This is a genomic window from Gemella sp. zg-570, assembly GCF_018866345.1.
Lineage (GTDB): Bacteria > Bacillota > Bacilli > Staphylococcales > Gemellaceae > Gemelliphila.
Window position 1 is genome coordinate 1 of the sequence record NZ_CP076443.1, and the last position, 14,647, is coordinate 14,647.

Genomic DNA, 14,647 nt, shown 5'->3' on the forward strand with positions numbered 1-14,647 from the left:
TTAAAACTTGTTAAAAGTTTTCTTGTTTCTTTTATTTAAATACTTAATACTTTTGAAAAATATTTTGATAACTCTTTATTTTTCCACAATAATTTATTTTTTTAACAATTTAAAATTTTTATTTTTATTTTTTTTCAAAAGTTTTTGAAATTTTTTTCAAAAGTTGTGGAAAACTTTTTTTTATGTTATAATATTTTTTAATCTTTTTAGGAGGTTTTTTATGAGTAATTCTAATTTTTTATGGGAAATTATTGTTAAAAAATTAAAATCTGAGCTTAATGAAGAAGTTTTTTCTACCTGGATAGCACCGAATTTTATTGAATTAGTCGATATGAAAAATAAGCAAATTACTATTACCAGTAACAACGGTCTTATTTCTGAATATCTTAAAAATATTTTTGATTCTAAAATAAAAGAAATTGTTAAAAATTCTACAAGTCTTGATTTTGAAATCTTCTATAATTATCTTGATGATAATAGTATTAAAGAAGATGTTAGAAAAATAGAAAAGAAAAAAAATACAGAAGATATAATTCTTGATAATTTTTTAGCAAAAGATAAACCTTCTGGTTCTCAAAATCTTTTTTCGACACAATCTTTTATTTTTGATGAATATAAGCAAGCAACACCAAATAAAAATATTACAAAATCAAAAGATAATACTAGTATAAATAAAAATTTTATTTTTGATAATTTTGTTGTTGGTGAAGGTAATACCTACGCCTTTAACCTGGCTTACTCGGCTGCAAATGATCCAGGAGAACACAATCCACTTTTTATTTATGGTGGTGTTGGTTTGGGAAAAACGCATTTACTCCACGCAATAGGTAATGAATTGGAAAAAAATTTTCCTAATTTTAAAATAAAATGTGTTACCTCTGAACAATTTTTAAATGATTTTGTTAATTCTATTCAAACTGGTAACAAACATAAAAATTTAGCAGAAGAATTTCGTCAAAAATATAGAGAAATAGATGCACTTTTAATAGATGATATTCAATTTTTCTCTGGAAAAACAAGTATTCAAACGGCTTTTTTCCACACATTCAATGAATTACATCTAGCTCAAAAACAAATTGTTCTTATCAGTGATAGAGAACCTAATGAACTTGATGGTCTTGATGATAGACTTGTTTCTCGTTTTGATTCTGGTGTCTTAGCTGATATCACTCCGCCAGACTACGAAACCAGAATGGCTATTATTAAATTTAAATGTCAAGAAAATAATCTACAAATTGATGATTCTATAATAAGTTATATTTCTGGTAATATTACTGATAATATTAGGCAGATAGAAGGGGTTTTAAAAGAAATAAAATTTAAAGCAGATTCTAAAAATATTTCTCTTGAATTAGTGGAAAATATTTTAAAACACCGTATTAAAAATATTAAGAAAAAAATTTCACCTAAAGATATTATAAATATAACTTCTGAATTTTATAATATTTCTGTTGATAATATGCTATCAGCAAAAAGAAATAAGGAGATAGTAACACCTAGAATGGTAGCCATATATTTATGTAGAGAATTAACAGACCTTTCCTTACCAGCAATAGGCAAGTTATTCAATAAAGACCATTCTTCTATCTTTTACTCTAATACAAAAATTACAACATTAATAGCTGACAATACAAATAATATTTTAGAAAACATAGAAATAATAAAAGAAAAACTTACAAATTTATAAGTTGTTGAAAAATAACAAAGTTTTTAACAAACTTTTCAACAGATTTTTAAAAACTATTTATTTAAATTTATCTTTCTTTCTTTTATTTTTTAAAAGTTTTAACAAGATATATTATTAGTATTATTTTATTATATATAAATATATAAGGAGATAACATGAAATTTTCAATATTAAAAAATAATTTTTTAGAAGGCTTAAATACAGTATCGAGGGCTTTATCACCTACACCTGTTTTTGAAATATTAAAAGGTATAAAAATAGAACTTGATAAAAATAAAATGATATTAAAAGCAAGTGATTCTTTATTATCTATGGAATATTTTATAAATACAATGGATGAAGATAAAGAAATAATAAATGTAGAAAGAGGAGGAGAAGCAGTTTTACCTTCAAGATATTTTATAGAAATTATAAAAAAATTACCCACTAATCAAATAGATATAGAAATAGAAAATCAATATATAAAAATAAAATCGGGAAAAAGTGAATTTAATATTCAAGGTTATGAACCTAATGAATATCCAGAATTCCCAACTGTATCAAAAGAAAATAAACTAGAAATAAATTCTACTGTTTTTAATAGCATAACAAAAGAAACATTATTCTGTACAGCACAAAATGATCAAAGACCTATTTTAGAAGGTGTAAACTTTATATTAGAAGAAAAAGTTTTAACAGCTACATCAACAGATTCACATAGATTGAGTAAGAGAAAATTAAAGATAAATAATCTAAATGAAAATAAAGAATTTAATATAATAATTCCAAAAAAAGCCCTACAATCTATTCAAAAAATAATAGAAAGTAAAGAAAATAATTTAGAAATATACTATGAAGATAATAGGGTAATATTTATTTATGAAAATATTATTTATTATGTACTTCTTATAAGTGGAAAATATCCCAATACAGAAAAATTAATTCCATCTACTTTTGAATGTGTAGTAAATGTAGAAAGTCAAATTTTTTATGATGCAGTCGATAGGGTTTCGCTGGTAAGTAAGGATGAAAAAAATGATATAGTAAAATTCACTATAAATGGAAATATTATAAATATTACATCTAATTCAAAAGAATTAGGAACAGCAAAAGAAGATGTATTTGCTGAAATAGAAAGTCAAGTAGGTAAATTTGAAATAGCAGCCTCTGCCAAATTTTTAAAGGAAGCTATAGGTGCCATAAATTCAGAAAAAGTAGTTATAAAATTTTCTGGAGAACTAACAGCATTTACTATGCAACCAAGTGATTATCATAGAGATATAATAGAAGTTTTACTTCCTGTAAGAACTTATTAATAATAAGTAAGAAGGAAAAAATTAATGAAAAATAAAAATTTATTAATAATATTATGTATAGTGACTTTAGTTTCAGTTTTAAGAACACCTATAACAGGTTTAGGTGCTATAATAGGAACAATAAAAGAAACATTAGAAATAGACAATACAGTAGCAGGATTTATAACAATAATTCCTCTCTTGGCATTTGCTATAGTAAGTCCTTTCGCTTCTGAAATAGCTAAAAAATATGGTTTAGAAAAAACATTATTTTATTCTACTATTGTAATAAGTCTAATGTTATTAGCAAGATTTTACATAAATAAAAATGTAATATTTTTAACTACATTTATCATGGGAATGGCAATTGCTTTTGGAAATATATTATTACCAGGGATAACAAAAAAATATTTTCCTACTAGATTAGGTCTTATGACAGGTTTTTATACTGTAATAATGGCTATAAGTGCATCTATATCGTCAGCAGTAAGTTATCCATTAGTACAATTAAACATAATAAATAAAAATTTTAGTTTAGGTTTAGCTTTGAATATATGGATAATAATATCAATATTAGCAATGATATTATTTTATATTTTAAGTAAAGAAGCAGATATTAAAATTCAAAGTGTAGAAAAATTTAAAAAATATAAAACAAGAATATATAAAAATCCAAAATTATACAGTTTAACATTAAGTATGGGATTACAATCAGCACTTTTTTTCTGTAGTATTTCTTGGTTTGGAGAAATTATGATAACAAAAGGATTTAGCAATAGTAAAGCAGGCTTTTTAATATCGATTAGTCAATTTTCCCAATTTCCTGCAACATTCCTCATCCCCATAATTGCAGATAAATTAAAAAATAAATTAGTTATACCAATAATAACTGCTTTAAGTTACTTTATAGCTATAGTTGGTATAATATTTGTAGGAAAAAATCTTTTTTTTATGATAATATTAATGATTTTTTACGGTTTAGCAGGAGGAGGAGCATTTTCTTACGTAATGTACCTTTTTTCATCAAAAACGACAAATTCAGAAGAAGCATCAAAAGTTTCAGGAATATCTCAATCAGTAGGTTATTTAATAGCAGCGTTTTTTCCCCCAGTTTTAGGATATATAAAAGATATATCAGATTGGAATAATGTTCTTTATGTATTATTAGTAATATCAATAATACAGTTATTTACTATGATACATTGTAGTAAAAAAGGAAATATAATAGAAAATTAAAAAATAAAATGTAGTTAAATCTAAAATTTTTATAAAGAATAAGAATTAACTACATTTTTTATAAATTTTTTTTAAAAAATATGTTGACAATGATTTTTAAATACTGTATAATTATAAAAGTCTTGACACAAGTTGAACAATTTAATAATAAAATAACCTAATTATTTTTTTTAAAAATCTTGACAAAATAAATATTTTATAATAGAATATCAAAGTCTTTAATATTACATAAATAAGCGGGTGTAGTTTAGTGGTAAAACCTCAGTCTTCCAAACTGATGTTGTGAGTTCGATTCTCATCACCCGCTCCAAAATTTTGAACATTGAAAACTAAAAGAAAAAGTCAACGTTAATTCCAAAAAAAGTTAAAAAAGACAACAAAAACTTTAAAAGAGCTAAACAAACAAACAAATAAAATTTGGAGAGTTTGATCCTGGCTCAGGACGAACGCTGGCGGCGTGCCTAATACATGCAAGTCGAGCGAAAAGATGTAGGAGCTTTGCACCAACAACTTTTAGCGGCGAACGGGTGAGTAACACGTAAAGAACCTGCCTCATAGACTGGGACAACTACTGGAAACGGTAGCTAATACCGGATAAGATTAAAATCGCATGAAGAAAAATTAAAAGTCGGAGAAAACTGACACTATGAGATGGCTTTGCGCTGCATTAGCTAGTTGGTAGGGTAAAAGCCTACCAAGGCGACGATGCATAGCCGACCTGAGAGGGTGATCGGCCACACTGGGACTGAGACACGGCCCAGACTCCTACGGGAGGCAGCAGTAGGGAATCTTCCGCAATGGACGAAAGTCTGACGGAGCAACGCCGCGTGAGTGAAGAAGGATTTCGGTTCGTAAAACTCTGTTGTTAGGGAAGAATGACTGTATAGTAACTATATACAGTAGAGACGGTACCTAACCAGAAAGCCACGGCTAACTACGTGCCAGCAGCCGCGGTAATACGTAGGTGGCAAGCGTTGTCCGGAATTATTGGGCGTAAAGCGCGCGCAGGTGGTTTAATAAGTCTGATGTGAAAGCCCACGGCTCAACCGTGGAAGGTCATTGGAAACTGTTAAACTTGAGTGCAGGAGAGAAAAGTGGAATTCCTAGTGTAGCGGTGAAATGCGTAGAGATTAGGAGGAACACCAGTGGCGAAGGCGGCTTTTTGGCCTGCAACTGACACTGAGGCGCGAAAGCGTGGGGAGCAAACAGGATTAGATACCCTGGTAGTCCACGCCGTAAACGATGAGTGCTAAGTGTTGGAGTCAAAAGACTTCAGTGCTGCAGCTAAGGCATTAAGCACTCCGCCTGGGGAGTACGGTCGCAAGACTGAAACTCAAAGGAATTGACGGGGACCCGCACAAGCGGTGGAGTATGTGGTTTAATTCGAAGCAACGCGAAGAACCTTACCAAGTCTTGACATACAGTGAAGAGATAAGAGATTAAATTGTTATTGCCTATGGTAATACACTGATACAGGTGGTGCATGGTTGTCGTCAGCTCGTGTCGTGAGATGTTGGGTTAAGTCCCGCAACGAGCGCAACCCTTATAACTAGTTGCCAGCAGTAAGATGGGGACTCTAGATAGACTGCCAGTGACAAACTGGAGGAAGGTGGGGATGACGTCAAATCATCATGCCCCTTATGACTTGGGCTACACACGTACTACAATGGATAAGAACAAAGAGAAGCGACCTTGTAAAAGCAAGCCAACCTCACAAAACTATTCTCAGTTCGGATTGTAGTCTGCAACTCGACTACATGAAGCTGGAATCGCTAGTAATCGCGGATCAGAATGTCGCGGTGAATACGTTCCCGGGTCTTGTACACACCGCCCGTCACACCACGAGAGTTTATAACACCCGAAGACGGTGGCCTAACCGCAAGGAGGGAGCCGGTCACGGTGGGGTAGATGATTGGGGTGAAGTCGTAACAAGGTAGCCGTATCGGAAGGTGCGGCTGGATCACCTCCTTTCTAAGGAAAAAGGAAAAACATTGACAATTTCTTTTAGTTTTGAGTGTTCAAACATAATATGGGCCTATAGCTCAGTTGGTTAGAGCGCACGCCTGATAAGCGTGAGGTCGATGGTTCAAGTCCATTTAGGCCCACCATTAATTAAAATAAAATATTAATAGAAGAACAATTATTATTGTGGGGCCTTAGCTCAGCTGGGAGAGCGCCTGCTTTGCACGCAGGAGGTCAGGAGTTCGATCCTCCTAGGCTCCACCATTTATTTGCACAATGAAAACAGAATATATATTATAAAGAAGATTTACAAGAGAAAAACCGAGAAAAAGAGTTCAAGGAAAAAACGAAGCCAAAGCTACACGATTAAGTAGAAAAGAGCACACGGAGAATGCCTTGGCACTAGGAGCCGAAGAAGGACGTGACAAACGACGAAACGCTACGGGAAGACGTAAGTAATCAAAGATCCGTAGATATCCGAATGGGGCAACCCGGCAGAAATAAAAAGCTGTCACCCGAAAGGGAGGTAACGCAGAGAACTGAAACATCTAAGTACCTGCAGGAAAAGAAAGAAAAATCGATTTCCTAAGTAGCGGCGAGCGAAAAGGAAAAAGCCCAAACCCTAAAGCATGCTTTAGGGGGTTGTAGGACTATCAACAAATTGGAGAAAAGCCATAGTCAAATCGCATGGGAAGGCGAGCCAAAGAAGGTAAAAGCCCTGTAGACGAAATGGCAAATTGAAAAGAGATAGAACCTGAGTACAGCGGAACACGAGAAATTCCGTTGGAAACAGCCAGGACCATCTGGCAAGGCTAAATACTACCTAGTGACCGATAGTGAACCAGTACCGTGAGGGAAAGGTGAAAAGAACCCCGGGAGGGGAGTGAAAAAGAACCTGAAACCGTGTGCTTACAACTAGTCAGAGCACTATATAAGTGTGATGGCGTGCCTTTTGTAGAATGAACCGGCGAGTTACTCTATCATGCAAGGTTAAGTGGAAGACATGGAGCCGAAGCGAAAGCGAGTCTTAAAAGGGCGAAATAGTATGATGGAGTAGACCCGAAACCAAGTGATCTACCCATGGCCAGGTTGAAGTTTAGGTAACACTGAATGGAGGACCGAACCAGGACACGTTGAAAAGTGTTTGGATGAGCTGTGGGTAGGGGAGAAATTCCAATCGAACTTGGAAATAGCTGGTTCTCTCCGAAATAGCTTTAGGGCTAGCCTCGTTAGAAGTTTATTGGAGGTAGAGCACTATTTGGACTAGGGGCCCATCCCGGGTTACCGAATTCAGATAAACTCCGAATGCCAAATAAATATAAACGGGAGTCAGACTGCGGGTGATAAGGTTCGTAGTCAAAAGGGAAACAGCCCAGACCGCCAGCTAAGGTCCCAAATTGTATGTTAAGTGGAAAAGGATGTGATGATGCACAGACAACCAGGATGTTGGCTTAGAAGCAGCCACCATTTAAAGAGTGCGTAATAGCTCACTGGTCGAGTGACATTGCGCCGAAAATGTACCGGGGCTAAACAAACAACCGAAGCTGCGGATATAACTAATGTTATATGGTAGGAGAGCGTTCTAACAGCGGTGAAGCCGAACTGGAAGGTGAGGTGGAGCGGTTAGAAGTGAGAATGCCGGTGTGAGTAGCGAAAGATAGGTGAGAATCCTATCCACCGAAAGACTAAGGTTTCCAGGGGAAGGCTCGTCCGCCCTGGGTAAGTCGGGACCTAAGGTGAATCCGAAAGGAAAAGCCGATGGACAACAGGTAGAAATTCCTGTACCACCAAATATCAATTGAGAGAAGTGGGGACAGAGGAGGTTAAGCAATCGTACTGATGGAATAGTACGTCTAAGCGCAAAGTGAGCGAGGTAGGAAAAACCGCCAAGCATAATCATGAAGCGTTAAGGGGAGCGAAAACAAGTAGCGAAGTTGCTAAAACCAAACTCTCAAGAAAAGCCGCTATCGAGATAAGAGGTGCCCGTACCGCAAACCGACACAGGTAGTTGGGAAGAGAATTCTAAGGTGAGCGAGAGAACCATCGTTAAGGAACTCGGCAAAATGACCCCGTAACTTAGGGAGAAGGGGAGCCACAGAGATGTGGTCGCAGTGAATAGGCCCAAGCGACTGTTTATCAAAAACACAGGTCTCTGCAAAACCGCAAGGTGAAGTATAGGGGCTGACGCCTGCCCGGTGCTGGAAGGTTAAGAGGAGTGCTTAGCGCAAGCGAAGGTATGAATTGAAGCCCCAGTAAACGGCGGCCGTAACTATAACGGTCCTAAGGTAGCGAAATTCCTTGTCGGGTAAGTTCCGACCCGCACGAAAGGCGTAACGATTTGGGCACTGTCTCAACGATGGACTCGGTGAAATCATAGTACCTGTGAAGATGCAGGTTACCCGCGACAGGACGGAAAGACCCCATGGAGCTTTACTGTAGCTTGATATTGAATTTTGATGCAGTATGTACAGGATAGGTAGGAGCCTAGGAGACGTGCACGCCAGTGTACGAGGAGGCGATGTTGGGATACTACCCTTGCTGTATTGGAATTCTAACCTAGAGAATAGAAAACTCAGAGACAGTGTCAGGTAGGCAGTTTGACTGGGGCGGTCGCCTCCTAAAGAGTAACGGAGGCGTTCAAAGGTTCCCTCAGAATGGTTGGAAATCATTTAGAGAGTGTAAAGGCACAAGGGAGCTTGACTGTGAGACAGACAAGTCGAGCAGGTGCGAAAGCAGGACTTAGTGATCCGGTGGTACCGAATGGAAGGGCCATCGCTCAACGGATAAAAGCTACCCTGGGGATAACAGGCTTATCTCCCCCAAGAGTCCACATCGACGGGGAGGTTTGGCACCTCGATGTCGGCTCATCGCATCCTGGGGCTGTAGTCGGTCCCAAGGGTTGGGCTGTTCGCCCATTAAAGCGGTACGCGAGCTGGGTTCAGAACGTCGTGAGACAGTTCGGTCCCTATCCGTCGTGGGCGTAGGAAATTTGAGAGGAGCTGTCCTTAGTACGAGAGGACCGGGATGGACGTATCAATGGTGTACCAGTTGTTGCGCCAGTGGCATAGCTGGGTAGCTAAATACGGACGGGATAAGAGCTGAAAGCATCTAAGCATGAAGCCCCCCTCAAGATGAGATTTCCCACGTAGTATAAGACCCCTTGAAGACGACAAGGAGAATAGGTTAGGAGTGTAAGTGTGGTAACACATTGAGCTGACTAAAACTAATAGGTCGAAGACTTAATCAAGTAAGTTTTGGAATTGACAAAGTAGATTGGATATAATATAATATATATAAAGTTTTCGTCTGGTGGCGATAGCAAAGAGGACACACCTGTAACCATACCGAACACAGAAGTTAAGCTCTTTAGCGTCGAGGGTAGTTGGTCTTAGAACCTGCGAGATTAGAACGTTGCCAGGCTTTAGAGAACCCTTATGGGTTCTTTTTTTGTTTTATTGATTTGATTTTATAAAAAAAATAGTGTAACATTATACTATATAAATGGAGGTAATATTATGTATCTTGAAGATGAAAAATTATTAACTATAACTCAAAAAAATAAAAAAAGTATATTAGAAGCATTAGAAAAAATAAATTCTACATTTAATGAACTTAATATAAAGGTAGCTTATATTAATTATGATAGAATATACTAATATTAGTATTATAAGGGGATTACATGCTTTATATAGATAAAAAATTTTTAAATCATATAAAAAAAAATATAACATTTTATTTTCTTTCTACAGTAAGTATTTTTGCTTTATCTATTAGGTTGATTTCTATTGATTATATTTCAGGTGATATGAAATTTTTTTTATTACCTTGGTATTATGAAGCTATAAGATTAGGAGGTATAAAATCTATAGGATATGAAATAGGTAATTATAATATACCTTATCAATTTTTTATAAGTTTATTGTCTTCTACTTCAATAAATCCTATAATAGGATATAAATTATTTTCAATATTTTTCGATTTTATTTTAGCTATAGCTATGGGTATATTAATTATGGAATTTGTTGAAAAAGAAAAAATTAAATACTTTACTTATATGTACAGTATAGTATTATTATTACCAACAATATTTTTTAATTCTGGTTTTTGGGGACAAGCTGATTCTATATACGTTTCATTTATAATAATATCTTTAATTTTATTTAATAAAAAAAAATTTAACTTATCATTTTTAGTTTTAGGAATAGCATTTTCTTTTAAATTACAAACAATATTTATTTTACCTACCTTTATTTATTATTATTTTATAAATAAAAAATTTAGTATTATAAAATTAGGATTTTTTACATTTTTAGGTATGTATATCTTATGTATACCTGGATTTATTTATGGTAGAAGTTTTCTGGATCCAATTAAAGTTTATTTAGGACAAACAAAAGAGCCTTATATATGGATTAATTTTCCAAGTTTATGGTCATGGATAGCACCAACTTATGAAGCTAGCTATATTCAAACAATAAGATACATTTCTATTTTGTTGTGTGGGATGGTTTTATTATCGGGAATATATTACATTGTAAAAAATAATATAAATATTAATAACAATAAAGTATTTATGCTGTTAACTATATGGACAGTTTATACATGTTTAATATTTTTAACAGGTATGCATGATAGATACGGATATTTATTAGATTTACTTTTTATTGTTATATTATTTTTAGAAAAAGAATTTGCAATTTTTGGCATAATACCTTTTTTTATAGGTTTAATAACTTATGTTAATTATTTATTTTTCGATAGTGAATATATACCTGAATACATATTTAAAATGCTATCTTTATTATATCTAATAAATTATATATTACTTACCAATAAAATTTTAAAATATACTTTGATATATAGAGATAAAAATCAGCTATAAAATGAATATTATATAGTACTTAAAGAATTATTAGAAATTATGTTTTCTAGATAGTATAAATTTAATAAAAAAAGTATTTTCTTATATAAATTAGAAAATACTTTTTTATTTTTTTGTTAGTGTTTTATAATAATTTTTTGTAAAGCTCGATAAATTCTTCTGTAATAGTTTTTAACAATTCAACGTTCATTAATTGGTCTTCTGCATGAATAAGAAGTAAGTCAATAGGAATATCTATTCCTGAAGCAAAAGATTGAAGTAATTTAGAATGTTCTTTATGAGCTTGAACAGAATAAGAAATACCTTCTTCTAATAGCTTATTAGCACTTTCAAAATTTGATATTTTTGCTTCTTGTATTGCTTCTATAAAATTGCTTTTTGCTAATCCTGCATAAGTAATCATTGTCATTGAAATTTTAGTATTTTTTGTCATAATATTTTATTTTATAATTTGATCAATAAATTCTAAGATTGCTAAAACATCGTGGTTTAAATAAGCGTTTGGCTCTATAACTTCTACAGGTGAGTTTGTTTTTTGACAAATATTTCTTCTTGCAAATGCAACCTGAGGTGAAAGTAAAACAACGTCAGCTGTTTTTAATACTTCATCTGCATTTGTTGCTGGAGTTGCTACGATATTATAATCTAGTTTTTTTAAAGATACCTCTTCTTTAAGGTTACGAACAAGTAATGTATTAGAAATTCCAGCTGTACAAATAATAACAATTTGTTTCATATAAATAACTCCTTTTTTTTAATTTGAAATAATATATAATTTCTTAAATTAATTATTTAATAAAATTTATTTAGCTAGACCAAGAGGAGAGAATAGTAAGTATGTAGCAACTACTGTTACAACAACAACAGTACTTACTAAATATCTATTTTTCCAAGGTGTTAGGTCTAATTCGCTACTATAAGTGTTAAAGTCAAATTCTTCAGTTCTACCATATTTACTAAATGTTAGTAATATTATAAGATCTAGGAAGAATAAAACACTTAAAACATATAGGAAATGGATATTACTTAAGTATACTTTTGATAAACCATATAGTAGTATATGAATGAAAAATGTCCATTTTGCTCCAGAAGCAGAAACTCGTTTTGCAAAGAATCCTGCAAGAATAAGAACTAATAGAGGCATATTGTAAATTCCATTAAACTCTTGAACAACAGCATAAAGACCTTGAGGGAATAAAGCTATTAAAGGAGCAATTATTGTTGTTAATACACCGATAGCAAGAGTTACTAGACGACCAATACGAGTTATTTGCCTTGTATCTTTATTTTCTCCAAATATAGGTTTATAAATATCTAGTGTAAATAGTGTAACTGTGCTACTTAGTGAACCTACAAAAGAAGATAAGATAGCTCCAAATATAACAGCTCCAAAAATTCCAAGTGCCCATTGTGGCAAGATGTGTACAATCAAAGTAGGGTAAGCATCGTCAGGATTTGTAACTTTATCTCCTACCATATTAAAAGCTAAAATACCAGGAAATACCAAGAATAATGCACCAAAAATCTTGAAGAAACCTACAGTTAAGGCTCCTTTTTGAGCTTCTTTTAAATTTTTAGCAGCAAGAGCTTTTTGTACGATCATTTGATTGCTACACCAGAAAAATAGGTTATTGAATAACATACCAAAAAATAGAGTAGGCCAAGGAACAATTTCTGAATCTATGGCTCCAATTGAATTTAATTTTTCTGGACTATTTTGTACAATATGTTCAATACCAGCTAAGAAACTGCCATCACCTAAAATGATAAGTCCAATAACAGGAATAGCTAAACCTCCAACAATCAAACCAACCCCGTAAATTGTATCACTATAAGCTCCAAGAGACATTCCGCCCAGTAGCAGGTATAAAATTCCAACAGCTCCGATGAATGATGAAATTACAACAACAGAAGCCCCACTAGAAATTCCTAAAATTTGATCTACCCTAAAAATCTTATTGAATACTAATGATCCAGAATACAATACAACTGGTAAAAAGGAAACTATATATGTAAACATAAATAAGACTGAAACAACACGCTTAGTCATTGTATCATAACGAACTTCTATGAAATCAGAAATCGTGTTGATACCATATTTAAAGTATCGTGGAAGGAAGACAAGAGCTAAAACTACAAGAGTTATAGCGGCAGTTACTTCCCAAGCCATAACTTCCATACCTACTTTAAAAGATTGCCCATTTTGACCAACAATTTGTTCGGTAGATAAGTTGGTCATAATGATTGTAGATGCAATAGCAAAAGAAGTTAAACTCCTACCCCCTAGGAAATAACCTTCCTCGTTTGTACTATCTACAGTGCTTTTACTCCTATTATAGGCATATAAAGCAACAAAGATAATAATAACTAAAAATGAAATAATTGAAAATAATCCCATTATATGGAACCTCCTAAAAATATTATTAAGGTTTCGTTACAATCAAAATATAATCAAAACTTAACCTTTGATATATATATATTAAAATAAAAATAATTTTTTGTCAACGTTTACTAATTAAAAAATAAAAATTTTTTCTATATATTACAGTGTAAGGTTGTGCTAAAACAAAGAATTTATTGTGTTTTTTTGATTTTATTACATGTATTTTTACAGTTGACAACGTTTTAATAAATGTGTATAATTTTAATATAAGTTAATAAAAACAAACTCAAAATATAATCAAAATAAGGAGGAAGAAATGTGTCTTACGAGGTTACGAATATAAAATATGGAATTGCTCCAATCGGATGGAGAAATGATGATATTCCAGATATAGGAAAGGAGAATACCTATAAACAAATTTTAAGTGATGCAAAATTAGTAGGTTTTGAAGGAACGGAGATAGGAGGATGTTATCCCGCTTGCCCTGATGAATTAAATAAAGAGTTATCTTTAAGAAATATGCGTATAGCAGGACAGTGGTTTAGTGGTTATTTAATTAGAGATGGACTGGAAAAGTCAATTGAAGATTTCACGAAACATTGTAGTTTTTTACAAGCAGTAGGAGCAGATGTTGCAGTTTATTCAGAGCAAAGTAGAAGTATTCAAGGCATGACGGATGTTTGTGTTTATACAGAAAAACCATTTTATACAAAAGAAGAATTTGAATGTTTGGCAGATGGTTTAAATGTTTTGGGGAAAATAGCAAATGATCATGGTTTAAAATTGTGTTATCATCATCATATGGGAACAGGAATACAAACTTTAGAAGAAACACGTAAACTAATGGAGTTGACAGATCCAACTAGAGTTTATTTATTATATGATACAGGTCATATTTACGTTTCTGATAGAGAATATATGCCTTTATTAAAAGAATTTAAAGATCGTATTGGGCATGTTCATTTTAAAGATGTTCGTCTAGAAAAGTTAGAAGAAGCAGTTAAAGAAAATATGAGTTTCTTAAATTCCTTTTTACATGGTATTTTCACTGTTCCTGGTGACGGCTGTATTGACTACAGAGAAGTTTATGAATTTTTAGTAGATATGAATTATAGGGGTTGGATTGTTGTTGAAGCAGAACAAGATCCTAAAATAGCAAATCCTTTAGAATATGCGATAAAAGGATATAACTATATGCAAACATTAAGAAAATATAAATAGAG

The 14,647-nt window shown here is 32.9% G+C and carries 9 protein-coding genes, 3 tRNA genes and 3 rRNA genes; 12 read left to right on the top strand and 3 right to left on the bottom strand.

From position 1 onward, the window contains the following. The first annotated feature begins 220 nt into the window (after positions 1-220). The 11 genes from dnaA to KMP11_RS00055 all read left to right on the top strand — a co-directional run bounded on the left by dnaA (position 221) and on the right by KMP11_RS00055 (position 11,041). Entirely contained in the window at positions 221-1,687 is a 1,467-nt protein-coding gene (dnaA, locus tag KMP11_RS00005) for a chromosomal replication initiator protein DnaA (protein ID WP_215756708.1), read from the top strand. Between the two features lie 155 nt (positions 1,688-1,842). Beyond that, positions 1,843-2,982, top strand: coding sequence for a DNA polymerase III subunit beta (gene dnaN / locus KMP11_RS00010; RefSeq protein WP_215756707.1), 1,140 nt, complete (start codon positions 1,843-1,845; stop codon positions 2,980-2,982). Positions 2,983-3,006: 24 nt separating this feature from the next. Continuing rightward, on the top strand, positions 3,007-4,197 hold the full coding sequence (locus KMP11_RS00015) for an MFS transporter (protein WP_215756706.1): 1,191 nt from the start codon (positions 3,007-3,009) through the stop codon (positions 4,195-4,197). A 236-nt stretch (positions 4,198-4,433) separates the two neighbouring features. After that, a tRNA-Gly gene (locus tag KMP11_RS00020) sits at positions 4,434-4,507 on the top strand. Between the two features lie 104 nt (positions 4,508-4,611). Further along, a 16S ribosomal RNA gene (locus tag KMP11_RS00025) occupies positions 4,612-6,168 on the top strand. Positions 6,169-6,228: 60 nt separating this feature from the next. Continuing rightward, positions 6,229-6,305 (top strand) — tRNA-Ile (locus KMP11_RS00030). 42 nt (positions 6,306-6,347) lie between these two features. Then, positions 6,348-6,423 (top strand) — tRNA-Ala (locus tag KMP11_RS00035). Between the two features lie 100 nt (positions 6,424-6,523). Further along, positions 6,524-9,406: ribosomal RNA gene (locus KMP11_RS00040) — 23S ribosomal RNA — on the top strand. Positions 9,407-9,464: 58 nt separating this feature from the next. Then, positions 9,465-9,579: ribosomal RNA gene (rrf, locus tag KMP11_RS00045) — 5S ribosomal RNA — on the top strand. The 16S, 23S and 5S rRNA genes sit together here with 3 tRNA genes alongside, the layout of an rRNA operon. Positions 9,580-9,674: 95 nt before the next feature. Beyond that, positions 9,675-9,815, top strand: coding sequence for a hypothetical protein (locus tag KMP11_RS00050; protein ID WP_215755929.1), 141 nt, complete (start codon positions 9,675-9,677; stop codon positions 9,813-9,815). A 23-nt stretch (positions 9,816-9,838) separates the two neighbouring features. Further along, entirely contained in the window at positions 9,839-11,041 is a 1,203-nt protein-coding gene (locus tag KMP11_RS00055; RefSeq protein ID WP_215755928.1) for a hypothetical protein, read from the top strand. Between the two features lie 124 nt (positions 11,042-11,165). Here KMP11_RS00055 and KMP11_RS00060 read toward each other — a convergent pair whose 3' ends face one another. From KMP11_RS00060 to KMP11_RS00070, 3 genes are all read right to left on the bottom strand, one after another. Next, complete coding sequence (locus KMP11_RS00060) at positions 11,166-11,474, bottom strand: PTS sugar transporter subunit IIA (RefSeq protein ID WP_215755927.1); 309 nt, start codon at positions 11,472-11,474, stop codon at positions 11,166-11,168. Positions 11,475-11,480: 6 nt separating this feature from the next. Further along, positions 11,481-11,777: a PTS sugar transporter subunit IIB gene (locus tag KMP11_RS00065; protein ID WP_215755926.1), complete on the bottom strand. Its 297-nt coding sequence runs from the start codon at positions 11,775-11,777 to the stop codon at positions 11,481-11,483. Between the two features lie 66 nt (positions 11,778-11,843). Further along, on the bottom strand, positions 11,844-13,439 hold the full coding sequence (locus KMP11_RS00070; protein WP_215755925.1) for a solute:sodium symporter family transporter: 1,596 nt from the start codon (positions 13,437-13,439) through the stop codon (positions 11,844-11,846). 303 nt (positions 13,440-13,742) lie between these two features. Here KMP11_RS00070 and iolE point away from each other — a divergent pair, with 303 nt between their 5' ends. Continuing rightward, positions 13,743-14,645, top strand: coding sequence for a myo-inosose-2 dehydratase (iolE, locus tag KMP11_RS00075; protein ID WP_215755924.1), 903 nt, complete (start codon positions 13,743-13,745; stop codon positions 14,643-14,645). Positions 14,646-14,647 lie beyond the last annotated feature (2 nt).